This is a genomic window from Promicromonospora sp. MEB111 (genome assembly GCF_030209445.1).
Taxonomy (GTDB): Bacteria; Actinomycetota; Actinomycetes; order Actinomycetales; family Cellulomonadaceae; genus Promicromonospora.
In genome coordinates this window covers 246,003-267,796 of record NZ_JARVSD010000005.1, presented here as the reverse complement: position 1 = coordinate 267,796, position 21,794 = coordinate 246,003, and the positions used below count along the sequence as shown (strand labels likewise).

General features: G+C 73.3%; 19 protein-coding genes. 9 read left to right on the top strand and 10 right to left on the bottom strand.

All coding sequences use genetic code 11. The features are described 5' to 3' along the window. The 4 genes from QRN56_RS06170 to QRN56_RS06155 all read right to left on the bottom strand — a co-directional run. The coding region (locus QRN56_RS06170; RefSeq protein ID WP_350224555.1) for an RNB domain-containing ribonuclease at positions 1 to 1,609 on the bottom strand (1,609 nt) is incomplete at its 3' end. 48 nt (positions 1,610 to 1,657) lie between these two features. Then, positions 1,658 to 2,620 (bottom strand): endonuclease/exonuclease/phosphatase family protein, encoded by a 963-nt coding sequence (locus QRN56_RS06165; protein WP_285101922.1) that lies wholly within the window; start codon positions 2,618 to 2,620, stop codon positions 1,658 to 1,660. 128 nt (positions 2,621 to 2,748) lie between these two features. Continuing rightward, positions 2,749 to 5,088 carry a phosphoribosylformylglycinamidine synthase subunit PurL gene (gene purL / locus QRN56_RS06160; protein ID WP_285101921.1) on the bottom strand — a complete coding sequence of 780 codons (2,340 nt, stop codon included), beginning with the start codon at positions 5,086 to 5,088 and terminating at the stop codon, positions 2,749 to 2,751. A 132-nt stretch (positions 5,089 to 5,220) separates the two neighbouring features. Then, a complete protein-coding gene (locus tag QRN56_RS06155) occupies positions 5,221 to 6,102 on the bottom strand; it encodes a glycoside hydrolase family 16 protein (RefSeq protein ID WP_285101919.1) in 882 nt (293 codons plus the stop codon). Positions 6,103 to 6,279: 177 nt separating this feature from the next. Between QRN56_RS06155 and QRN56_RS06150 the strand changes: the two genes are divergently transcribed. Beyond that, positions 6,280 to 7,200, top strand: a complete 921-nt coding sequence (locus tag QRN56_RS06150; protein ID WP_285101918.1) for an EamA family transporter — start codon at positions 6,280 to 6,282, stop codon at positions 7,198 to 7,200. Between the two features lie 3 nt (positions 7,201 to 7,203). Here the strand turns inward: QRN56_RS06150 and QRN56_RS06145 are convergent, their stop codons facing one another. Continuing rightward, positions 7,204 to 7,707 (bottom strand): GNAT family N-acetyltransferase, encoded by a 504-nt coding sequence (locus tag QRN56_RS06145; RefSeq protein WP_285101916.1) that lies wholly within the window; start codon positions 7,705 to 7,707, stop codon positions 7,204 to 7,206. Beyond that, the gene (locus QRN56_RS06140) at positions 7,704 to 8,267 is read right to left on the bottom strand and encodes a hypothetical protein (RefSeq protein ID WP_285101915.1); all 564 of its coding nucleotides are present in this window, start codon (positions 8,265 to 8,267) and stop codon (positions 7,704 to 7,706) included. Before QRN56_RS06140 ends, QRN56_RS06145 begins: the two co-directional genes overlap by 4 nt. Before the next feature lie 257 nt (positions 8,268 to 8,524). Here QRN56_RS06140 and QRN56_RS06135 point away from each other — a divergent pair, with 257 nt between their 5' ends. From QRN56_RS06135 to QRN56_RS06125, 3 genes are all read left to right on the top strand, one after another. Then, complete coding sequence (locus QRN56_RS06135) at positions 8,525 to 9,628, top strand: sensor histidine kinase (protein ID WP_285101914.1); 1,104 nt, start codon at positions 8,525 to 8,527, stop codon at positions 9,626 to 9,628. Then, positions 9,625 to 10,275 carry a response regulator gene (locus QRN56_RS06130; RefSeq protein ID WP_285101913.1) on the top strand — a complete coding sequence of 217 codons (651 nt, stop codon included), beginning with the start codon at positions 9,625 to 9,627 and terminating at the stop codon, positions 10,273 to 10,275. Before QRN56_RS06135 ends, QRN56_RS06130 begins: the two co-directional genes overlap by 4 nt. Before the next feature lie 86 nt (positions 10,276 to 10,361). Beyond that, positions 10,362 to 11,618 carry a T6SS immunity protein Tdi1 domain-containing protein gene (locus QRN56_RS06125; protein WP_285101911.1) on the top strand — a complete coding sequence of 419 codons (1,257 nt, stop codon included), beginning with the start codon at positions 10,362 to 10,364 and terminating at the stop codon, positions 11,616 to 11,618. Here the strand turns inward: QRN56_RS06125 and QRN56_RS06120 are convergent. Then, positions 11,584 to 12,243 carry a hypothetical protein gene (locus QRN56_RS06120; RefSeq protein ID WP_285101909.1) on the bottom strand — a complete coding sequence of 220 codons (660 nt, stop codon included), beginning with the start codon at positions 12,241 to 12,243 and terminating at the stop codon, positions 11,584 to 11,586. The genes QRN56_RS06125 and QRN56_RS06120 overlap by 35 nt on opposite strands. A 92-nt stretch (positions 12,244 to 12,335) precedes the next feature. On the opposite strand from QRN56_RS06120, the gene QRN56_RS06115 reads away from it, so the two are divergent. Both QRN56_RS06115 and QRN56_RS06110 read left to right on the top strand, forming a co-directional pair. Beyond that, positions 12,336 to 13,205 carry a DUF2599 domain-containing protein gene (locus QRN56_RS06115; protein ID WP_285101908.1) on the top strand — a complete coding sequence of 290 codons (870 nt, stop codon included), beginning with the start codon at positions 12,336 to 12,338 and terminating at the stop codon, positions 13,203 to 13,205. Between the two features lie 272 nt (positions 13,206 to 13,477). After that, positions 13,478 to 13,777, top strand: a complete 300-nt coding sequence (locus QRN56_RS06110) for a hypothetical protein (protein WP_285101907.1) — start codon at positions 13,478 to 13,480, stop codon at positions 13,775 to 13,777. A 52-nt stretch (positions 13,778 to 13,829) separates the two neighbouring features. Here the strand turns inward: QRN56_RS06110 and QRN56_RS06105 are convergent, their stop codons facing one another. Both QRN56_RS06105 and QRN56_RS06100 read right to left on the bottom strand, forming a co-directional pair. Continuing rightward, positions 13,830 to 15,950 (bottom strand): acyl-CoA dehydrogenase family protein, encoded by a 2,121-nt coding sequence (locus QRN56_RS06105; protein ID WP_285101905.1) that lies wholly within the window; start codon positions 15,948 to 15,950, stop codon positions 13,830 to 13,832. Positions 15,951 to 16,011: 61 nt separating this feature from the next. Continuing rightward, on the bottom strand, positions 16,012 to 16,746 hold the full coding sequence (locus QRN56_RS06100; protein WP_285101903.1) for a TetR/AcrR family transcriptional regulator: 735 nt from the start codon (positions 16,744 to 16,746) through the stop codon (positions 16,012 to 16,014). Positions 16,747 to 16,930: 184 nt separating this feature from the next. On the opposite strand from QRN56_RS06100, the gene QRN56_RS06095 reads away from it, so the two are divergent. The 3 genes from QRN56_RS06095 (at position 16,931) to QRN56_RS06085 (ending at position 20,706) form a co-directional block, all read left to right on the top strand. Further along, positions 16,931 to 18,253 (top strand): acetyl-CoA C-acetyltransferase, encoded by a 1,323-nt coding sequence (locus QRN56_RS06095; RefSeq protein WP_285101902.1) that lies wholly within the window; start codon positions 16,931 to 16,933, stop codon positions 18,251 to 18,253. Positions 18,254 to 18,289: 36 nt separating this feature from the next. Beyond that, entirely contained in the window at positions 18,290 to 19,633 is a 1,344-nt protein-coding gene (locus tag QRN56_RS06090) for a 3-oxoacyl-ACP reductase (RefSeq protein ID WP_285101901.1), read from the top strand. Positions 19,634 to 19,773: 140 nt separating this feature from the next. After that, the gene (locus QRN56_RS06085) at positions 19,774 to 20,706 is read left to right on the top strand and encodes a MaoC family dehydratase (RefSeq protein WP_285101900.1); all 933 of its coding nucleotides are present in this window, start codon (positions 19,774 to 19,776) and stop codon (positions 20,704 to 20,706) included. Between the two features lie 199 nt (positions 20,707 to 20,905). On the opposite strand, the gene QRN56_RS06080 is transcribed toward QRN56_RS06085, so the two are convergent. Further along, a complete protein-coding gene (locus tag QRN56_RS06080) occupies positions 20,906 to 21,766 on the bottom strand; it encodes an alpha/beta hydrolase family protein (protein WP_285101899.1) in 861 nt (286 codons plus the stop codon). Positions 21,767 to 21,794 lie beyond the last annotated feature (28 nt).

Below are 21,794 nucleotides of genomic sequence, written 5' to 3'. Positions count from 1 at the left end.
GCGTCGGCGCGGCGGCGTGGCCGCTCGTGCCCGCCGAGGCGCGCCGGGCCGCGCGCCGTCCACCCCGCTCGGGCGCTCCGGCCGCTCCCCCGGCCCGGTGCTCCGGACGCCCGGCGGCGTCCGCCGCCCGGCCCGCCAGCGGACCACCGAGAGTGAACGTCACGCGCCGCTCGGCGACGTCGGCCTCGGCGAGCTGGACCCGCACCTCGTCGCCCAGGGGCAGCGCGGGACCCACCACACGCGCGCGGACGGCCGGGTCGCGCAGCACGACCTCGCCCCGCTGCAGCTCCTTGTCCGGCTCGTCGACGTCGACCACCACGCCGTCGAACTCCTCGCCCAGACGGTCCGCGAGGAGCGAGGCCTCGACGATGTCCACGCACTCGCGCTCGAACGACGAGGCGCGGCGGCCGGTCTCGGCCATGACGCCGGGCAGGGCCGGCAGCGCCTCCAGCACCCACGGGGGCACGGGCCGGCCCGCGGAGACGGCGAGGCAGATCTCGGTCGCGTACCGGTCCACGAGGCGGCGCAGCGGCGCCGTGACGTGCGCGTAGTCGGCGGCGATGGCGGCGTGCCGGGTGTTCTCGGGCGTCGGCACGACGACGCCGTCGGGCCCTGGCATGCCGAAGGCGACGTACCCGGCCCCGCGGAAGAGCGTGGTCGCCTCGTTGAGGAACGCCGCGTGCTCGGGGATGCGCGAGACGAGCGTGGGGACGAGGCGCGCGTACGGGAGGTCGTCCGGCCAGTCGATGCCGAGCGCACGTGCGGTGCGGTGCAGCCGGGCCAGGTCGCGCGGGTCGGCCTCGGGGAGGGTACGCAGGATGCCCACGCCCGCCTCGCGCATGAGGTGCGCGGCGGCGATGCCCGTGAGCAGCGAGATCTGCGCGTTCCAGTCCTCGACCGGGAGGTTCCGCCGGAACGACAGCGTGTAGGTGCCGTCCTCGCGCCGCTCCACCTCCTGCTCGGGAACCGACAGCGAGACGCCGCCGCGCGCGAGCTCCAGCGACTGGCGCAGGCGGCCCACGTCGGCCAGGAGCTGCAGCGACTCGCTCGCCGTGCCCGCGTCGAGGGTCGACTGCACCTCGGCGTACGTGAGCCGCTCCCGGCTGCGCACGTACGCGCGCTCCAGCGCGGCGCCCTTGATGATGCCGCGCGCGTCGAGGGTCACCGTCCACAGCACGGCGGGCCGGTCCTCCTCGGGCAGCAGGCTCGCCGCGCCCTCGGACAGGACCTTCGGGTGGAGCGGCGTGCGGGCGTCCGGCCCGTAGACGGTCATGCCCCGGCGGTGCACCTCCGCGTCGATCGCGCCGCCCGGGACCACGAACGCGCCCAGGTCCGCGATGGCGTAGTGCACCACGTAGCCCTCGCCGGACTGCTCCACGTGGACCGCCTGGTCCAGGTCCTTGGAGCCGGGCGGGTCGATCGTGACGAACGCGATGTCGCGGTGGTCGGTCCGGCCCGCGGAGACGTCGTGCCCGGCGGCCGCGAGAGCCTCCTCGAGCACGTCCTGCGGGAACATCGCGGGCAGGCCGACCTCGGCGCGAAGAGCCGCGAGGGCACCACTCACTTCGTCGGTAGCGGCGGGCGCGAGGCGCATCTGACGGGTCGGCACAACTGCGAACATAAGCCGGTTCCGCGCTCCCCGCGCGGTGTCGCTGTGCTATTCGACGACGACGGTCGCCACCAGCGCCCGGTGGTCGGTCCCGGGGACCTGCATGGACACCACGTCGGAGACGGGCATGTCCTTCTCCACCACCACGTGGTCCAGCGCGAACAGCGCCGGCACCCGGCTGCCCTCCGGCCAGGTCACGGTCGGACCCGCACCCCACTCGCGGGTCGCGTCCAGGAAGCGCGAGCCGAGCAGGCCGCGGAACGTCACGTGGTCGTACGTGGCGTTGAAGTCGCCGGCCAGGATCTGCGGCGTCGGGTCCTCGTGGGCCTTCTCCGTGAGCTCGACGAGCTCGGTGCGCCACGTGGTGACGTCCGCCGGCATCGGCGGGTAGGGGTGCACCACGGTGACGCGGACGTCGGTGCCGCCGACGTCGACCAGGGCCGACGGCATGGAGAAGGTGGTGCCGCTCATCTGCTGCACCTCGGTCAGCTCGGTGGTCGACCAGAGCCCGCTGCCCGCGGGGCTGTCCTCGGCGGGGACGGTGAAGCTGTGCGCCAGCAGCTCGTCGAGGCCGGCGTCGGCGAGGGCCCGCTCGAAGTCGGGCGTGAGCTCCTGGACCGAGAGCACCTCGACGTTCTGGGACTTCACGAGCCCCACCACGGTCTTGGCGTCGGCCTGCCCGTACAGGGCGTTCACCGTCATGACGCGCAGCGTGCCCGCATCGTCCGGGTCGGCCGCCGTGGACGTCTCCGGCGGCACGAAGAAGGGCACCATCCAGTACAGGAAGCCCGCGAACGAGACCCCGAGCAGCGCGGTCAGCACCCAGCGCCGCGAGAACAGCGCGACGATCAGCAGCGGCAGCGCCGCGAGCGTGACCCACGGCGAGAAGGCGACGAGCTGGGGCAGGGGGACCACGTTGTCGAACGGGAGCACCCTGGCGAGCGCCACGAGGAGCAGGGGGATCGCGATGATCCAGAGCACGACGGTGATGAGGCCACGGACAAAACGCACTCCCGGACCCTACCGGCTGCCCGGAGGGGCTCTGACCAGGCGCTGAGATCTGGTGGTCGCGCCGAGGTCTGGTGGTCCGCCACCAGATCTCGGCGCGACCACCAGATCTCGACTGTTCGGCCCCGGCGTCAGCCGAAGATGCGCGGGAGGGTTTCCTCGTGGGCCGTGCGGGCCTCCGACAGCGGGAGCTCGAAGTGACCCTCGACCACCACGGCGTCGCCGCCGGTGGTGCCGAGCCGGAGCACCGGCACGCCGGCGTCCTCGGCCAGGTGGGTCAGCTCGCCCTCGTGCTCCGGGTCGACGGCGACGACCACGCGGCCGGTCGACTCCGAGAACAGCGCCACGAACGGGTCCACCTTGTCGCGACCCGTCACGCCCTCGAGCGCCACCGACGCGCCCACGCCGAACCGCAGCGAGGCCTCGATCAGCGTCTGGACGAGGCCGCCCTCGGACAGGTCGTGCGCGGCGGCGGCGAGGCCGGTACGCCGCGCCTCGACGAGCGCCGAGGCCAGCGCCTTCTCGGCGGCCAGGTCCACCTGCGGGGGCACACCACCGAGGTGCGAGTGCACGACGTCGGCCCAGGCCGAGCCGTCGAGCTCGTCCCGCGTGGTGCCGAGCAGGAGGAGCGACAGCCCCTCGGTCTGCCAGCCGGACGAGAGCGCGGTGCTCACGTCGTCGAGCACGCCGAGCACGCCGACCACGGGGGTGGGGTGGATCGACGAGTCGATCTGGCCCGGCTCACCCGTGCCGTTGTAGAGCGAGACGTTGCCGCCGGTGACCGGGACCCCGAGCTCCTGGCAGGCGTCCGCGAGGCCCTCGATCGCCTCGACGAGCTGCCACATCGAGTCCGGGTGCTCCGGCGAGCCGAAGTTCAGGCAGTCCGTCACCGCGAGCGGCGCGGCGCCGGTCGTGGCCACGTTCCGGTAGGCCTCGGCGAGCGCCAGCGCCGCACCCGCGCGCGGGTCGAGCTTGCCGTACCGGCCGTTCGCGTCGGTCGCGAGCGCGACGCCGAGGCCCGTGGTCTCGTCGACGCGCACGACGCCGCCGTCGTCGGGCTGGGCGAGCGCCGTGTTGCCCTGGACGAAGCGGTCGTACTGGTTGGTGACCCACGCCTTGGAGGCGAGGTTGGGCGAGGCCAGCAGCCTCAGCGCGGTCTCCCGCAGCTCCACGCCGGACGCCGGGCGGGCGAGGCCCGCCGCCGTCGTCGTGTCGGCCTGGAGGCCGTCCTGCCAGGCCGGACGGGCGTAGGGCCGGTGATACACGGGCCCCTCGTGCGCCACGGTCTTGGGGTCGACGTCCACGATCCGCTGGCCGTGGTGGTCGATCGTGAGGCGGCCGGAGTCGTTGACCTCGCCGATGACGGCGGTCTCGACCTCCCACTTGCCGGTGATCGCGAGGAAGGCGTCGAGCTGGTCGGGCCGGACGACGGCCATCATGCGCTCCTGCGACTCCGACATGAGGATCTCGCCGGCGTTCAGCGTGGGGTCGCGCAGCAGCACGTCGTCGAGGTCCACGTGCATGCCGCCGTCACCGTTGGAGGCGAGCTCCGAAGTGGCGCAGGAGATGCCCGCGGCGCCGAGGTCCTGGATGCCCTCCACGACCTTGGCCGAGAACAGCTCCAGGCAGCACTCGATGAGCACCTTCTCCATGAAGGGGTCGCCCACCTGGACGCTCGGGCGCTTGGCGGGGACGCCGTCCTCGAACGTCTCGGACGCGAGGATCGAGGCGCCGCCGATGCCGTCGCCGCCCGTGCGGGCGCCGAACAGCACGACCTTGTTGCCGAGGCCGGTCGCGTTGGCGAGGTGGATGTCCTCGTGGCGCAGCACGCCGAGGCAGAGCGCGTTGACGAGCGGGTTCCCCTGGTACGAGCCGTCGAAGACGAGCTCGCCGCCGATGTTCGGCAGGCCGAGGGAGTTGCCGTAGCCGCCCACGCCCGAGACGACGCCGTGCACGACGCGTGCGGTGTCGGGGTGGTCGACGGCGCCGAAGCGGAGCTGGTCCATGACGGCGACGGGGCGCGCGCCCATCGAGATGATGTCGCGGACGATGCCGCCCACACCGGTCGCGGCGCCCTGGTAGGGCTCGACGAACGACGGGTGGTTGTGCGACTCGACCTTGAAGGTGACGGCCCAGCCGTCGCCGATGTCGACGACGCCGGCGTTCTCACCGATGCCGACGAGGAGGTGCTCCTTCATCTCGTCGGTCACCTTCTCGCCGAACTTGCTCAGGTGCACCTTCGACGACTTGTAGGAGCAGTGCTCGCTCCACATCACGGAGTACATCGCGAGCTCGGCCGCGGTGGGGCGGCGGCCCAGGATGTCCTTGATGCGCTGGTACTCGTCCTCCTTGAGTCCGAGCTCGCCGTACGGCTGCACCTCGTCAGGGGTGGCTGCGGCGGCCTCGACCGTGTCCAGTCTCGGAACGGCGGGAGTCGGGCGGGAGGGTGCCTGGGACGCGGGCGCGGTCATGTAGTTCCTCGCGTGCGGGGTAGGTTTCTGGGCGCCGGAGCGCCCCGCCAGTCTACGACGTGGGCCCGCCATCACGTGTCAGACGTACAGGTCCCTCGTGTGACCTGTACGTCTGACACGGCGCTCAGGGGGTCAGCCCTGGTCGTAGACCCGCACGTAGTCGACGACCATCTGCTGCGGGAACTGCGTGGTGCCGTCGGGGTAGCCGGGCCAGTTGCCGCCCACCGCGACGTTCAGCAGCATGAAGAACGGCTGGTCGAACACCCACTGGTTGCCGCCCGTGTCCGCCGTGGTGCGGGTCTGGTAGACGTTCCCGTCCACCGACCAGGTGATGCGGCCGGGCGCGCGGTCCACCGCGAACGTGTGGAAGTCGTCGGCGAAGGACCAGCCCTGCGGGTGCGTGTACGCCGCGCCGATCCCGGCGCCGCCGGAATAGCCCGGTCCGTGGATGGTGCCGTGCACCATGTGCGGCTCATAGCCGACGTTCTCCATGATGTCGATCTCGCCGGAGTTCGGCCACGGCACCCCGGAGTCGATCTGGCCGCCGAGCATCCAGAAGGCGGGCCAGATGCCCTGCCCGCGGGGGATCTTGATCCGGGCCTCGACGCGGCCGTAGGTGGGCTCGACCTTGCCCGCGGTGGTCAGGCGCGCCGACGTGTAACCGCCGTTCCCGTCCTGGCGGGCCGTGATGACGAGGTTCCCGTTGCCGTCGAGCGCCGAGTTGTCCCGCGAGCTCGTGTAGGTCTGCAGCTCGTTGTTGCCCCAGCCGCCCCCGCCCGTCTCCAGGTTCCAGTTGGCCGGGTTGGGGGCGCCACCCGCGGCCCCGTCGAACTCGTCCGACCAGGTCAGGGCACCCACGGCGGCGGGCGCGGCGTCCCGCGCGGACGGGGCTGGACCGCCGTCGGGCGCCTTCTGCGTCGCCGCCGAGGCGACGAGCGAGGCGGACAGGACCAGGGTCAGGGCGGCGGTCGCCGTGACGGTACTGCGGATGGTGCGGTGTCTGGTGGTACGCATCGGTCGCTCCTTCGCGAACATGTGTCTCCCGTTGCCCGCGACGCTACTTTTCACCCGCTCCGTGGAACAAGATCGTGAAAGTACGTAGTCACGACGCGGCCACCGTTCAGCACCACTGAACAATCAGCCAGTGATACGCGATGGACGCACCGGGTCGGGGCGGCCGACGATGACGCCATGCCCCTGCGCCACTCGCTCCTCGCCGTGCTCGTCATGATCATCTGGGGCACCAACTTCCTCGCGATCGACGTCGGCGTCGACGACGTACCGCCCGTGCTCTTCCTCGCGATCCGCTTCGTGGTGGTGCTGGTCCCCGCGATCTTCCTGGTCCCCCGCCCCGCGGTGCCCATGAAGGACGTGCTGGTGGTCGGCCTGTTCCTCAGCCTCGGCCAGTTCGCGCTGATGTACACCGCCATCTGGCTCGACATGCCGCCCGGCCTCGCCTCGCTCGTGCTCCAGGCGCAGGTGGTCCTCACGGTCCTGTTCGCGAGCGTCGCCCTCCGCGAGCGCCCGACGCCGCCCCAGCTCGTGGGCGTGCTGCTCGGCGCGGTGGGGCTGGTGATCGTGGGGCTCGGCCGGTCGGCCGCGACGCCGGGCCTCGCGTTCCTGCTCACGCTCGGGGCCGCGGCGTCGTGGGCCACGGGCAACGTGATCGTCCGGCGCCTGGGCGCGGCGACGCAGGCGACCGGCGACCGGCCGACACCGCTGGCCGGTCTGTCGATGACGGTGTGGTCGGCGCTGGTGGTCCCCGTGCCGATGTTCGCGCTCGCGCTGGTGCTGGACGGGCCTGCCGCCGTCGGGTACTCGCTGACGCACCCGACGTGGGCCGCCGTGCTGTCCACGCTCTACACGGCGTGGCTCGCGAGCCTGGTGGGCTACGGCATCTGGAACACGCTGCTGGCGCGGCACCGGGCGAGCGCGGTGGTGCCGTTCACCATGCTCGTGCCGGTGTTCGGCATGACGGCGGCCTGGCTGGCGCAGGGCGAGGTGCCGAACACGGCCGAGGTCGGCGGCGGGGTGCTGCTCCTGCTCGGCGTGGCGATCACGTCGGGGCTGCTGCGGTGGCCGGGCAGGCCGCCGCACGGCGCGGGCGCCTAGCCGCTACAGGTCGAGCGTGTAGCAGAGCAGGTCCACGCCGGGCACGGGGGTCCAGTCCCGGGCGGGGTCGCGCACGAAGCCGAGGCGCTCGTAGAGCCGGTGCGAGCCGTGCGCGACGGTGTTGGTGGAGAGCACGACGCGTCGCGTCCCGGTGGCGTGGCCGCCCGCGGCCCGGGCGAGACACTCCCGCATCAACGCGGTCCCGGCGCCCCGGCCCTGCGCGTCCGGCGCGACGCCGAGCATGCGGATCTCCGCCTCGCCGTCCCGTGCGATGTCGGCCATGGGGCCGCCGTGCGGCACGTACGTCACCGCGCCGACGACGACGTCGTCGTCGAGGGCGACGATGACGTCGGACGCCGCCGCCCGGCCGGCGACGTCGTGCAGGACGTTCCGGTAGAAGACGGAGTCCGGGGCCTCGAGCTGCCCGTCCGCGGCGAACGCCGCCGCGACGATCTTCCCGACGGCGTCGTACTCCGCGGGATCCGCGTCCCGTACCTCGATGCTCATGCGGAAACGGTAGGCCGTTCGTCTGACACCCCGGTGGGCACGCGCCGTGCGTGCCCGCCCGCCTGACGCCGCCCGCGCCCGCCCACCCGGCCCCAGGGCTTGTACACGGACAGCACGGTGGCCACCGCGAGCGCCGTGAGCGACACGGTCGGCGGGAAGACGAGGAACGAGAGGTCGGTGGCCGGGACCCGGCCGGCCTCGATCGCGCCGCCGGCCGCGCCGACGTCGGCCATGCCGGGCCGCAGGGCCACCAGGATCAGGGTGCACAGCACCAGGTTCGTCACGAGCTTGACCGCGACCCACCAGTAGCGCACCAGCCCCCACTGGGTCGCGAGGCCGAGGAGCACGCCGGAGGTGAGGCAGACCAGTGCCGAGACCAGCATGGGGGTCACCACGAACTCGGCGAGGGCGCGCAGGGCCAGCCCGCGGACGGCGGCCGGACCACCGCCGAGCCCGATCCCGGCGAGCACCGCGACGAGCACGTCGATGCCGATCCACGCGCCCGCGGACACGATGTGCACGGTGAGCACGGCCTTGCGCACGCGCGGCGGCAGTGTCATGCGTGCCGGTCCCCTACGACTCATGATCCCGTTCCTCCCCCGGGCGCCCGGCCGGCGCCCACGTGCCCAGCGTCCCGGGCCGGGGCGGACGCCGGATCGGCCGTGGGGCGGCACCCGCGCTGCGCCCTCCGGCGTCGTCGGGCGGCCCGGCCTACGCCCCGCGACGTACGCCGGGCTACGACCCGTAGGGGGTGACGCGGCGTCCGGCGTCGGACACAGTGTGGCTGTCGGACACAGTGGGCTGGAGGTGAGGAGACATGGGGAGGCTGCGCCTGGTCGACGTCGGCGTGAGCGCGGCGCTGACGGCGCTCGTGCTCGTGAGCCTGCCGTTCCTGGACGGCTCGACCATGGTGGACCGGCCCGTCGACGCGCTCGGCTACGCGCTGGCGGTCGTCGCGGCGGCCGGGACGCTGTTCCGCACGCGCTGGCCCGTGCCCACGCTGGGCGTGGTCACGGCCGCCACCGTCGGCTACCTGCTGCTCGCCTTCCCGTACGGCCCGGTGATGCTGTGCCTGGCGGTCGCGGTCTACTCCCTGGCCCGACGGCGCCCGCTCCGCCCCGCCCTGGTCTGGGCGGCGGCGACGCTCGCGCTGCTCGTGATCCCCGTCTTCACCCACCCGGCCGGGCTGGGTGTCCCCGCCGGGCTCGTGCCCGCGAGCGCCTTCGTGGCGGTGCCGTTCAGCATCGGCGTCGCCCGGCGCACGTGGGACGAGGCCCGGTCGGCGCGGCACGCCGCCGCGGAGCAGCAGGCGCGTGACGACGAGCGGCTGCGGCTTGCGCACGAGGTGCACGACGTGGTGGGGCACGGGCTGGCCGCCATCCAGATGCAGGCCGACATCGCGCTCCACCTGGGGCGGCCCGACGACGCGACCGCCGCCCTGGGGGCGATCTCCCGGGCCGCGAACGAGGCGCTGACCGAGCTGCGCACCACCCTGGCGGACATCGGGCCCGGCTCCGGCGCGGGCCCCGAGCGCGCACCGACGGCAGGGCTCGCCAACCTGGAGGTGCTGGCGCAGCGGGTCCGGTCCGCGGGGGTCGCGGTGGACCTGGCGGTCACCGGCACGCCCAGGCCCCTGCCCGACGCCGTCGACCTCGCCGCCTACCGGGTGCTCCAGGAGTCGCTGACCAACGTGGTCAAGCACGGGGCCGGCTCGGCCGCGCGGGTCGAGGTGGCGTACGAACCGGACGGCGTCCGGCTGGCGGTGCGCAACCCGCGCCCGTCCGGCACCGCGTTCGTCGCCGGGTTCGGCATCGCCGGGATGCGGCACCGGGTCGAGTCCCTGGGCGGGCGGCTCGACGCCGGTCCCGTCGACGAGTCGTTCGAGGTGCGGGCGGCGCTGCCCGCGGGAGGTGTCGCATGATCTCGGTGCTGCTCGTGGACGACCAGGACCTGGTCCGCCTGGGGCTGCGTGCGCTCATCTCGGGCGAGGCGGACACGACGGTCGCGGGCGAGGCCGCCGACGGCATTGCCGCCGTGGCCGAGGCCCGCCGCCTGCGGCCGGACGTGGTGCTGATGGACATCCGGATGCCCGGCATCGACGGCATCGAGGCGACGCGGCGCATCGCCGAGGACCCCGACCTGGCCGCGACACGCGTGGTGGTGCTGACGACGTTCGAGCACGACCAGTACGTCGTCGACGGGCTGCGCGCCGGGGCGAGCGGTTTCCTGCTCAAGAACACCCCGCCGGCGGAGCTCGTGGCCGCGATCCGCACGGTGCACGACGGCGGGGCGCTGCTCGCGCCGTCGGCCACCCGGACCCTGATCCGGGAGTTCACCGCGGCGTCCCCGCGCGCCCTGGAACCGCACCCGCGGATCGGTGACCTCACGGAACGCGAGCGCGAGGTGGTGGGCCTCGTGGCGCAGGGGATGAGCAACCACGAGATCGCCGAGGAGCTGGTGCTCAGCCCGGCCACCGCCCGCACGCACGTGTCGCGCGCGATGATCAAGCTCGCGGCGCGCGACCGGGCCCAGCTCGTGGTGTTCGCCTACCAGTCGGGTCTGGCGTGACCGCACGGGACCCGTCCTGTTAAGGGTGAAACAAAGATGTCACGCAGGGGTTCCCGACGTTTACCCGAAAGTGGTTTCATTCGGACATGAAGCTGCTCCGGACTTTCCCGAAGGTTGCCTTCGAGTTCGGGCTGGCCTCGTGGCAGTGGATGGGGATCCGCGAGCAGACCCCGCGCTTCGCCACCTGCTTCGGCGACATCTTCCTGGAGTCGCTGGACGGGTGGTGGTTCCTGGACACGGTCGAGGGCACGCTCGAGCTGCGCTGGAACTCCGCCGTGACCATGTACGCGGAGCTGGAGTCGGCCGACGGGCGCGCCACGTACCTCATGGACGACCTGGTCCGGGACGCCCGGAGCCGCGGCATCCGGCTGAGCGAGGAGGACGTCTACACGTTCAACCCGCACCCCGCGCTCGGCGGCGAGCTGGGCGTGGACGGCCTCGGCACCATGCGCTTCGAGCTCGCCCTGAACTGGGTGGGGCAGATGCACGACCGCGTACGGCACAGCTCGGGCGAGATCCGCCTGCCCCCGATGCCCGACGACGGCCGGCGGGCCGCCCCGGCGCCGGCCGCCGAACCGTGGGACTCGGCCTGGTCGCACGACGAGACCTTCGACGTCCCGTTCGAGCAGTACCTGGCCACCACCACGTTCGCGGCGGTCTCGGCACCGCGACGGAGCGACGACGGCTACCCGTCGCTCCCGCCGTCGCCCGGGCGGGAGGACGCGTTCGGCCAGACGCCCTATGCCGCGCAGGGCCACGGGCCCCAGGGGCACGGCTCGCCAGGGCTTGGAACGCCAGGACTGGGAACGCCGGGACCAGGAACGCACGGACTCGGGTCGCAGGGCCTCGGCGACCAGGCCTACGACTCCCCGGACCGCGCCGAACCCGCCTACGGCGGCCGGCACGGCAACGCCCGGCACGGCGACGCCCAGCCGTACCAGGCGCCCAGTGCCCTGGACCGACCGTGGTCGCAGGAGTACCAGGCCGCACCCCTCTGGACGGGCCAGACGGAGTCGGCGCAGCCCTGGCAGGAGCCGCACCAGGCCGCGCAGCCGGCGACGCCGCCCGGAGGCTACGACGCCCCGTACGACCAGGACTACCCGGCAGCGCCCGAGTACGGCACGGGCACGTCCGGCGAGCAGCCCGGCGCCCCGTACGGCCAGCAGCCCTGGGCCCCGTACGGAGCGGCGCAGGACTCCGGTCAGGAGCAGCCGGGGCAGGCCGCGCCGGTGTGGGACGCGCCGGCCTGGGGCGGGCAGGCGCCCGCGTCCGGTGGCCAGCAGCACAACCGGCACACCGACGAGGCCTTCACGGCGTGGGACGACCTGTGGGGACGGCGCTGACCCGCTGACGCCTGGTCCTGTGCTCCACGGGTGCCGCGACCTGCGGCTCGACCCTCCGCACCGGACGCAGCCGCCGCTCACGCTCGGCACGCGCCACCAGGCTCAGCTCACCGGGCGTCGTGGTGCGCGCGTGCTTGAGCAGGCGGGTCTCCAGTGCCACCCGGTTACCCCGGCGCAACCCGTCCGTGTACCCGAGGATGGTCTGCGCGTGCGCGTGCGTGATGTGCCCTCCGCGCAGCGCGGCGAGCGTCCGCGGGTGCTCGTGCACCAGCGCCCGGGACTCCTCGATGAGCGCGACCGCCGAACCCTCCGGCACCCGGAGCGCCCTCGCCAGCCGCTCGACGAGCTCGGGCGCCAGCCCCGCCAGGTCGTCCGCCTCGACCTCCGGGGCGTCGAACAGGTCGGGCTGGTCGGCCACCCACTCCCGGACCGATTCCGTCAGCACGGCACGGGAGGCCGCGAGCGAGGAGAGCAGGGAGTCGATCGCCGCCACGGCGTCGACCGCCTCGGAGAGGTTCGCGAAACCGCTCGCGAACCCCGACTCGCGCGGCGCGGACGCACCACGCGGAGACTGGTCAGGCACGTCGGCCGGACCGCGAGTCACCAGCACCTTGTTCGAACGCATGTTCTAACTGTAGGGGGTGAGGTCGAGGCGCGCCACCCGGCACGCCGTCCCGGGCCGGCCCGCTCACGGCCGCCACCCCGCACAATGGGCACGTGCAGATCCACCGGGCCGTCGCCTCCCCCCTTGCCGCGTGCGCCGCACTCGCGGCCGCCCTCGCCGTGGGCGGGTGCAGCCTGGTCGAGCGCGCGCAGGGTTCGGACGGAGCCGGCGACCCGACGGCGACAGCATCGCAGCAGACACCGACACCGACGCCGACACCCGGGCCCGAGCAGGGCGGCACCGGGCCGAAGGCGCAGACCAGCACCGTCACCGTCGGCGACGTCGTCCTGGACGTCAGCTCGCGGAAGGCCGCCGAGGTGCGCGAGGACGAGCTCGGACCGGGTACGCGGACGGTCACGCTCTCCCTCGCCCCCGAGGGCTCCGCCCGGCTCTCGCTGACCTCGCCCGGCACGCTCGACGTCGACTCCGACGGGAGCATCTCCGTGCTCGACGGCAACGGCACGCCCGTGGCGGCGATCGGCGCACCGACACCGCCGCCCGACGCCGAGGACGCACCACGTATCGAGGTCACCGACATCGACGCGACCCAGGCCAGGCTGAGGATCGACGACCGCGCGACGGCCTCCGGGAGCGGCGAGCCGGCGGCCCGCACCGAGCCGGTGACGGTCACGTTCGTGGTCGGCACCGAGGCGATCGAGAGCACGAGCTGGGGCGAGAACGAGGGCGGGCGGTCCCTCGCCGTCGACCCGGCGGACTGGGCCCGGCGCGCGGGAGAGGCCGGCCTGGACCTGATCCGCACCCAGCTCGTGGCCGCCGAGCCGGAGGCGGACAGCGACACGATGGAGCACCAGCTCGTGTGCCACGCCGTGGGGGCCGTGGACAAGGAGACGTGGAACCTGGAGCCCTGGCGGCCCGACGTCGGCCTGATCCTCACCGCCACCGCGCACTGCAACCCGGTGTGAGCGGAGCGGCCCGTACGCAGTCGTGACCCAGTCGTGACCGGGACCGGTGCTGTTCGGGGTGCGGAGCCGCGCAGGTTGGGGTTTCCTGGAAAAGGCGGCGAGGCAGGCTCGCCACAAACAATCTGATGAGCCCCAGCTCAGCCGGGCCCCAGTTCATGCTCTTCGTGCGCCCCCAGACGCCCGAGGGGCATCTGCCGGAGTGCGGCACCACAGAGTTCCCCCCTGGGGTCAGGCAACTTCTCCTCGGAGACACCTTGGCAGGGAGGCTCCAGATGACCCGCGTACTCGTTCTCGGATCGTCCGTCGCGGTAGGCGTCGGCGCGCTGCTCGGAATGACACTCGCATATCAACTCGTACCGCTCGCGGTGCTCGCCGCCCTGCTGGGGCTGGCGGGCACTTTCGTCGTCGTCCGCGCGATACCCGAACCGGCGCCCGCGGCAGACGCCCCGATCACCCTCAGCGGTCCGCTCGCGCGCCCCGCCGACAACGAGGAGCCCGACACCGAGGCCGAGCCGGTCCCGGTGCAGCAGCTCCCGGTGCCGGTCGTCGCCGCGGTCCCGGACGCCGCGTGACCCGCTGGTCGTGACCACCTCGCCGGCGTAGCGCGGCGAGGTGGTCACGGCCCTAGCGCGCCTGCTTGGCCTGCTGCTTGCGCAGCTCCTTCTCGCTGATCGGCGCCTTGCCGCTCGCGCGCAGCTCGCGGTAGTACGCGCGCGCCTCGTCCTGGCGCACCTTCTCGGAGCCGTCGGCGATCGGCGCGCGCAGGTGCTCCTGCGAGAAGCCCCAGGCGTCGATGACGTCGAGCACGTGCGGGCGCAGCGCCTTGAGCAGGCGGTCGATCGTCGCCGTGACGGCCTTGGCGCGTCCCGTCGAGAGGCGGCCGTTGGTCAGGTGCCAGTCGAGGTGCCGCTCGATCGTGGTGAGCCCGTAGATGTCGCGCAGCAGGGTCAGCACCTTGCGGGTGCCCGGGTCGGACACCGTGCCGACGGCCTTGGTGAACGCGTCCCAGCGGACGAGCTCGGCCCACGCGGCGGCGGACCCGATGAGGCCGACCTGGTTGTCGTCGAAGATCTCCTGCGCCTTGACCGGGTCTGCCTTGAGCGCGGGGCGCATGCCCATCGCGGTGGCGGCGACCATGCCCTCGTAGCGGCCGGCGATCAGGGCGCGCTGCACCTCGGCGTCGAGCAGGCGGCCCGCGGAGCGGGCGCCGCCGCCGTCGGCCACCGACTGGCCCAACCTGCGCAGGGGGGTCTTGTGCAGCACCGCGTCCTTGGCCTGACCGGCCACGATGCCCGCCATGCCGCCCGGGGACTTGGCGGCCCGCGCCATCTTCTTGCCGTAGTCCCCCACGAGGCGCTTGGCCGCGAGCTGCAGGAGCACGTGGTTGTCGCCCTCGAAGGTGGCGTAGATGTCGAGGTCCGCACGCAGCCCGGTGAACCGGTTCTCGGAGAGGAAGCCGGCTCCGCCGCAGGCCTCGCGGCACTCCTGCAGGGTGTCGAGGGAGTACCAGGTGGACGTCGCCTTGAGCGCCGCCGCCGTCGTCTCCAGGTCCTCGCGCTTGGCGGGGGTGTCCTCGCGGCCCGAGAACACGTCGTCGAACAGGTCCAGCAGCTCGTCGTGCGCGAAGTGCATCGCGTACGCCTCGGCGATGCGGGGGAAGAGCCGGCGACGGTGCGTCGCGTAGTCCAGCAGCGTCAGCTCGTCGGCGCCGGTCGCAGGCGAGAACTGGCGGCGCTGCTCGGCGTACTTCGTGGCGATCGCGAGGCCGATCTTGGCCGCGGTGATCGCCGCGCCGTCGAGCGAGACACGACCCTGCACGAGGGCGCCGAGCATCGTGAAGAAGCGCCGGCCGGGGCTGTCGATCGACGAGGTGTAGGTGCCGTCCGCGGCGACCTGGCCGTACCGGGCCAGGAGGTCGCGACGCGGCACCCGCACGTCCGTGAAGTGCAGCTTGCCGTTGTCGATGCCGTTGAGGCCACCCTTCTGGCCGTCGTCCTCGCCGCCGACGCCGGGCAGGAACTCCAGGGTCTGCGGGTCCCGGATCGGCACGTAGAAGCAGTGCACGCCGTGGTCCACGCCGTTGGTGATGAGCTGCGCGAACACCGTCGCGGCCACGCCGTGCTTCGCCGCGTTGCCGAGGTACTGCTTCCACGCCCCGCGGAACGGGGTGTTGATGACGAACTCCTCGGTCTCCGGGTCGTACGTCGCGGTGGTGCCGATGGCGGCGACGTCGGAGCCGTGGCCCGTCTCGGTCATCGCGAACGCACCCGGGACGCTCAGGTCCATCGCCCCGGGGAGCAGGCGGTCCTTCTGCTCCTCGGTGCCGAGGTGGTTGATCGCGGAGGCGAAGAGGCCCCACTGCACGCCCGCCTTGATCTGCAGCGACGGGTCGGCCGCGACGAGCTCCTCGAAGCCCACGAGGTTGCCGCCGGCCTGCTCCCGGCCGCCGAGGCGCTCCGGGAAAGCCCGCAGCACCTGGCCGTAGGGCACCATCTGCTTCATCTGGGCGAGCGTGATCTCCCGGTGCTCCTCCTTGGTGATCCCCTCCCGCTTCCAGAGCTCGGGGTGCGCGGCCACCATCCGCCGGGCCTCGGACCGTTCCTCGGGCCAGCGGCCCAGCAGCATCTGCTCCAGGGCGGGCACGTCCACGCGGGTGCCCGACGCCGGCCGGGTCGCCTCGGGCTGGGGCGCCACGGCCTGTGGGGCCGCCACGGTGGTGGTCGCGGGCTCGGAGGTGGTCGTCATCGGTTCTCCTCGGTGTTCGGCCAGGGGGCCAGGTTCTGGATGTCGGGAGGGTGGGTCGGGGTCAGGCGGTCGCCGGAGCGGCGCCGGGGCGGTTGTGGTGCAGCACGCCCACGGGCCCGGTCCAGAGCCAGAGGGTCACACGCTCGGTGAGCTGCTCACGGGTCAGCGGCGTCGACTCGACGGTGCGGTGGCCGAGCCACCACTCACCGGAGCCGCGCACGAAGCCGACGGCGCCCGCGGCCCAGGCCGCGGCGTCCGCCGGAGGTACGTCGGTGGCCCGCGCGAACGGCTCCGCGACGAGCTCGATCACCGAGTCGAGGTAGGCACCGAGCGGGTGCAGGTCGGCGGGGGTGGTCGGCGCGCCGGCGTCGTCGGCGGGTGCCGGGGCGCGGCGGCCGCGGCGGCCGCTCTCGACGGGCGCGGGCTCGTTGCCGCCGATCGCGGTCCGGGTGACGAACCAGTACACGTTGGGGGAGCTCTCGATCATCTCGAGGTAGACGCGCACCATCTCGCGCAGCGCCATCTCCGGGTTGTCGGCCTGCTGCGCGGCGGCGCGCAGCGCGTCGTGCATCTGCATGACCACCGTCTCGGCGACGGCGAGCCGCAGGCCCGCCTTGTCGTCGAAGTACCGGTAGACGATCGACTTGGACGTACCCGCGGCGGCGGCGATCTCGTCCATCGAGACCGCGGGCCCGAGGCGGTGCACGGCCTTGCGCGCGGCGCGGACGAGCTCTGCCCGACGGGCCGTGCGGTGGTCGTCCCAGCGGGTCGAACGACCGTCGACTCCGATGCTCATCGGTCCGCCTCCCCACCTTGACTCGCTAGAGGTCTTGTGATTCGTCTCACGAGACTGAGAGTATCAGGTACTGTGAGTCCTGGGCACCACCCGGGGCGAACCGGGTCGCGGCCCGCCCTGGTCTCGACAAGGCTCGACCCGACGAAGCCCTCTGCCCGACGATGAAGTGAGAAGGAACAGCGACGTGTCCACTACCCCCGCCCCCGTCCCGTCCACGCGCGAAGCCGTGATCATCGGCGGCAACCGCATCCCGTTCTCCCGCGCCGGCAAGAAGTACGTGCGGACCAGCAACCAGGACATGTTCACCGCGGCGCTGGAGGGGCTCGTCGCCCGCTTCGGCCTGCAGGGCGAGCGCCTGGGCGAGGTCGTCGGCGGCGCCGTGCTGAAGCACAGCAAGAACTTCAACCTCATCCGCGAGAGCGTGCTGGGCTCCTCCCTGTCGCCCACCACCCCCGCCTACGACGTGCAGCAGGCGTGCGCCACCGGCCTCGAGGCCGCCATCGCGGTGACGAACAAGATCAAGCTCGGCCAGATCGAGTCCGCGATCGCCGGCGGCACCGACACCGTCTCGGACGCGCCGATCGTGGTCAGCGACCGCCTGCGCGCCGCGCTCCTCGACGCGAACCACGCCAAGACCACCGGGGCCAAGATCAAGGCGCTGCTGCAGGTCCGCCCCAAGGACCTGGCCCCCGCGACCCCCAGCACGGGCGAGCCGCGCACCCACCTCTCGATGGGCGAGCACCAGGCCATCACGACCGCCAAGTGGGGCATCACCCGTGAGGCCCAGGACGAGATCGCGTACAACTCGCACCAGAACCTCGCCCGCGCCTGGGAGGCCGGCTTCTTCGACGACCTGGTCACCCCCTTCAAGGGCCTGACCCGCGACGACAACCTGCGCCCCGACACGTCGCCCGAGAAGCTCGCGAAGCTCAAGCCGGCCTTCGGCATGAAGCTCCCGGACACCGCCACGATGACCGCGGGCAACTCCACGCCGCTGACCGACGGCGCCTCCGCCGTCCTCTTCGCGTCCCGCGCGTGGGCGGAGGAGCGCGAGCTGCCGATCCTCGCCAAGTTCGTGGACGCCGAGACGGCGGCCGTCGACTTCGTGCACGGCCACGAGGGCCTGCTCATGGCCCCGGTCGCGGCGGTCCCGCGTCTGCTGGCCCGCAACGGCCTCACCCTGGACGACATCGACTTCTTCGAGATCCACGAGGCGTTCGCGTCCACGGTGCTGACCACGCTGGCCGCGTGGGAGGACGAGGAATACTGCCGTACGGAGCTCGGGCTCGACGGCGCGTTCGGCAAGGTGGACCGCAGCAAGCTCAACGTGAACGGCTCCTCGCTCGCGGCGGGTCACCCGTTCGCCGCGACGGGTGGGCGCATCATCGCGACCGCCGCCAAGCTGGTCGCCGCGAAGGCCGCGGAGACCGGGCAGCCCGCACGGGCGCTGATCTCGGTCTGCGCCGCCGGCGGTCTGGGCGCGGTCGCCCTGGTCGAGTCCGTCTGAGTCCGCCCGTACCGCCACGCAATCGAAGAGGACATCGTGACCGACAGCTATCTCAACCTGGCCAACGGGACGCTCAAGCCCGTCTTCAAGAAGCTGGGCCTGCCCCAGCCGGCCATCCTCCGGCGCTACCGTCCCGGCAGCCCGCTCACCGTGGGCCCCGTGCTGGTGGTGTCCGACGACGCCTCGGCCGCCGACGCCGACGCCGTGGCCAAGATCCTGTCCGGCTGGGACGTCGACGTGCGCCGTAGCCCGGAGACGGCCGAGGGCGAGCGGTTCGGTGCCGTCGTACTGGTGCTGACCGGCGCCGAGACGCCCGTGGCCGTCTCGGCCCCCGTGCTCACCGTCGCCGGCACGCTGCGGCGCCTCGCGGGCAACGGCCGGGTCGTGACCGTCTCCCGTGCCGTGGCCGACGGCGACGCGCCGGTCCTGGCCGCGACGCGCGGCGGTGTCGAGGGTCTGGTCCGATCGCTCGGCAAGGAGCTGCGCGGCGGGTCCACGGCCAACGGCATCCAGCTCACGGGCGGCGCGGCCGTCGACTCCGCCTCGGCCGTGGTCACGCTGCGCTTCTTCCTGTCCGCGAGGTCGGCCTACGTGGACGGCCAGCTCCTGCCCGTCGGCCCGTCCGACGCCGCGGGTCCGGTGGACTGGGAGCAGCCGCTGGCCGGCAAGGTGGCGGTCGTCACCGGCGCCGCGCGCGGCATCGGCGCGGCGATCGCCCGCACGATGGCCCGGGACGGCGCCAAGGTGGTCGTGATCGACGTGCCGCCCGCGGGCGAGTCGCTCGCGGCCGTCGCGAACGAGATCGGCGGCATCGCGCTCCAGCTCGACATCACCGCCGACGACGCGGCCGACAAGATCCTGGCCGCCGCCAAGCCGCTCGGCGGCCTGGACATCCTGGTCCACAACGCGGGCATCACCCGCGACAAGCTGCTCGCCAACATGACGGCGGACAAGTGGGACCCGGTCATCGCGGTGAACCTCACGGCACAGCTCCAGATCAACGAGCGCCTCCTCGCGGCCGGCGTCGAGGGCCTGCGGATCGTCTCCCTGGCCTCGACCACCGGTCTCGCCGGCAACCGGGGGCAGACCAACTACGGCTACACGAAGGCCGGCGTCATCGCGAACGCCGCCGCGGGCGCCCCGGTGCTCGCGGCCACGGGTGGCACCACCAACGCCGTCGCACCGGGCTGGATCGAGACCGAGATGACCGCGAAGGTGCCCGCTCTCACCCGCACCGTGGCGCGCCGGATGCCGTCGCTGGGCCAGGGCGGCCTGCCGGTCGACATCGCCGAGGCGATCTCGTTCCTCGCGTCCGAGCCGGCCTCCGGCATCAACGGGCAGACCCTCCGGGTGTGCGGCCAGCACATGGTGGGCAAGTGAGCGTGCGCCGAACGCAGGGCGCAGTGGAGGGTGAGGGCCGAGGAACGAGGCACTCGCCCGGAACGGAGCGCCGCGGAGGCGCACCACAGGCAGAGCGTCGCGAAGGAGAACCGACGGCGGGGGCACCGGCGTCGTACGGCGTGACCGAGCTGGCCGGACTGCCGAAGCTGGGCAGGCTGTTCACGAAGGGCGTCGCCGGATCGGCCGGCAAGCGGCCCAGGGGCGAGGTCCGGCTGCCCGAGGTGTCGTACCGCGTGGCGCGGGTGGACACCGCGGGCGAGGCGGCGCACCTGGCGGCGTACCAGGAGCTGCTGGGCGAGCCGTCGTCGGACGTGCTGCCCGCCGGGTTCCTGCACGTGCTGGCGTTCCCGCTGGCCACGGCCGTGATGGTGCGCGGCGACTTCCCGCTGCCGCTGCTCGGCATGGTGCACCTGCGGAACGTGGCGCGGGTGCTCCGCCCGGTGCGGCTGGGCGAGACGGTCGAGGTGCGGGCGTGGGCGCAGGACGCCCGGGCGCACCGCCGGGGCGTCCAGGTGGACCTGGTCGCTGAGGTGCTCGTGGACGGCGACCTCGCCTACCAGGGCGTCTCGACCTACCTCGCCAAGGGCTTCCGGGCGCCCGACGGCGCGGCCCCGGCCGACGAGTCCCCGCGCGAGGAGTGGACGGCGCCCCTGCCGACGGCGCGCTGGAAGCTCGGCTCCGGGACCGGACGGGCCTACGGCGCGGTGTCGGGCGACCAGAACCCGATCCACACGTCGAACCTGGGCGCCAAGGCGTTCGGGTTCCCGCGGGCGATCGCGCACGGGATGTACACCGCGGCGCGGGCGCTGGCCGAGGTCGGGCCCGCCCGGCGCGGCGAGGCGTACGAGTGGACGGTCGAGTTCTTCCGGCCGGTGCTGCTGCCGAGCACGGTCGACGTCGCGATCCGGAACGCGGCCGACCTCGTCCCGGCGGGCTCGGCGGGCTCGGCGGGCTCGGCGGGCGGGAACGAGCCGGCCGGCGGCTTCGTCTACGACGGCTGGCGATCCGGCAAGGGCACCCGCCACTTCCGGGGCACGATCCGGCCCCTCTGACCGGCGCCCTTGTGCGACGGTCCGACGTCGCACGGAGGTCCGGCGTCGCGCACTGTGCCGGGCTCCTCTTCGAGGCCCGAGTTTCTTCGCTTTGGAGCCGTCCAAAGCGAAGAAACTCGGGCCTCGAAGGGGAGGACGCGGGCCCGGATCGACCCCCAGCCGCCGGGGGGCGGAAGGGTCAGGCCGGCGGCCGGAGCGGTCAGGCCGGCGCGCGGAGCGCCAGGCGCGGGAGCAGCACCTTCTCCCAGAGCACCGCCCGCTTGGGGCGGAAGAAGCCCGAGTGCCCGATACGGGTCAAACCGTGGTCGGCCGCGCGCATCTCGACGAGCTCCACCTCGGTGCCCGGGAACTCGCGGCTCCAGTACCGGATCGACTCCGGGGAGATGAGCTCGTCGTCGGCGGTCCACAGGGCGGCGACCGGCGTCTCGACCTTCGCAAACCGGTCCCGCAGCTCGGGGAGCTCGCTGAACAGGTAGTCCGGGTGCAGGCACCAGCGGCCCCACTGGCGCATGACGCCGCCGGGCAGGTCGTCCAGGATCCGGAGCCGACGACCCGGGTAATAGCCCACCAGCGCCGTCGCGGTCGGCGCGATGACCCGCCAGAGCAGGGGCGACCAGGTGCGGATGGTCGGCGCAGCCTTGCCCCGCCAGCCGGTTCCCGAGGTCACCATCACGCAGCGGTCGACGCCGACGTCGGCCAGGAAGCCGAGGCTCTGGCCGCCGAACGAGTGGCCGACCCAGGTGAGCGGGACGCCGTCGGCGTCGGCCCGGGCGCGTGCATGCGCCGCGGCGGCCTCGGCGTCGTGGTACCAGTCGAGGGCGGTGACCGTGGAGTCCCGCAGGGGGCCGTAGAGCTCCGGCTCCGAGCCGCGGTAGGAGAACGTGAGCACCGCGAAGCCGCGCTCGGCGAGCCACACGGCGGTGTGCCGGTAGAACCGCATCGGCATGGCCATGGCCGGTGCGATCGCCACGACGCCGACGGGGGCGCCGTCCGGCAGGAACCAGCGGCCCGCGACCCGCTCGCCGCCGTCGGCGAGGAAGCTCACGTCTTCGGTGCTCACGTCCGGGAGGCTACCAACCGGTTCGGCC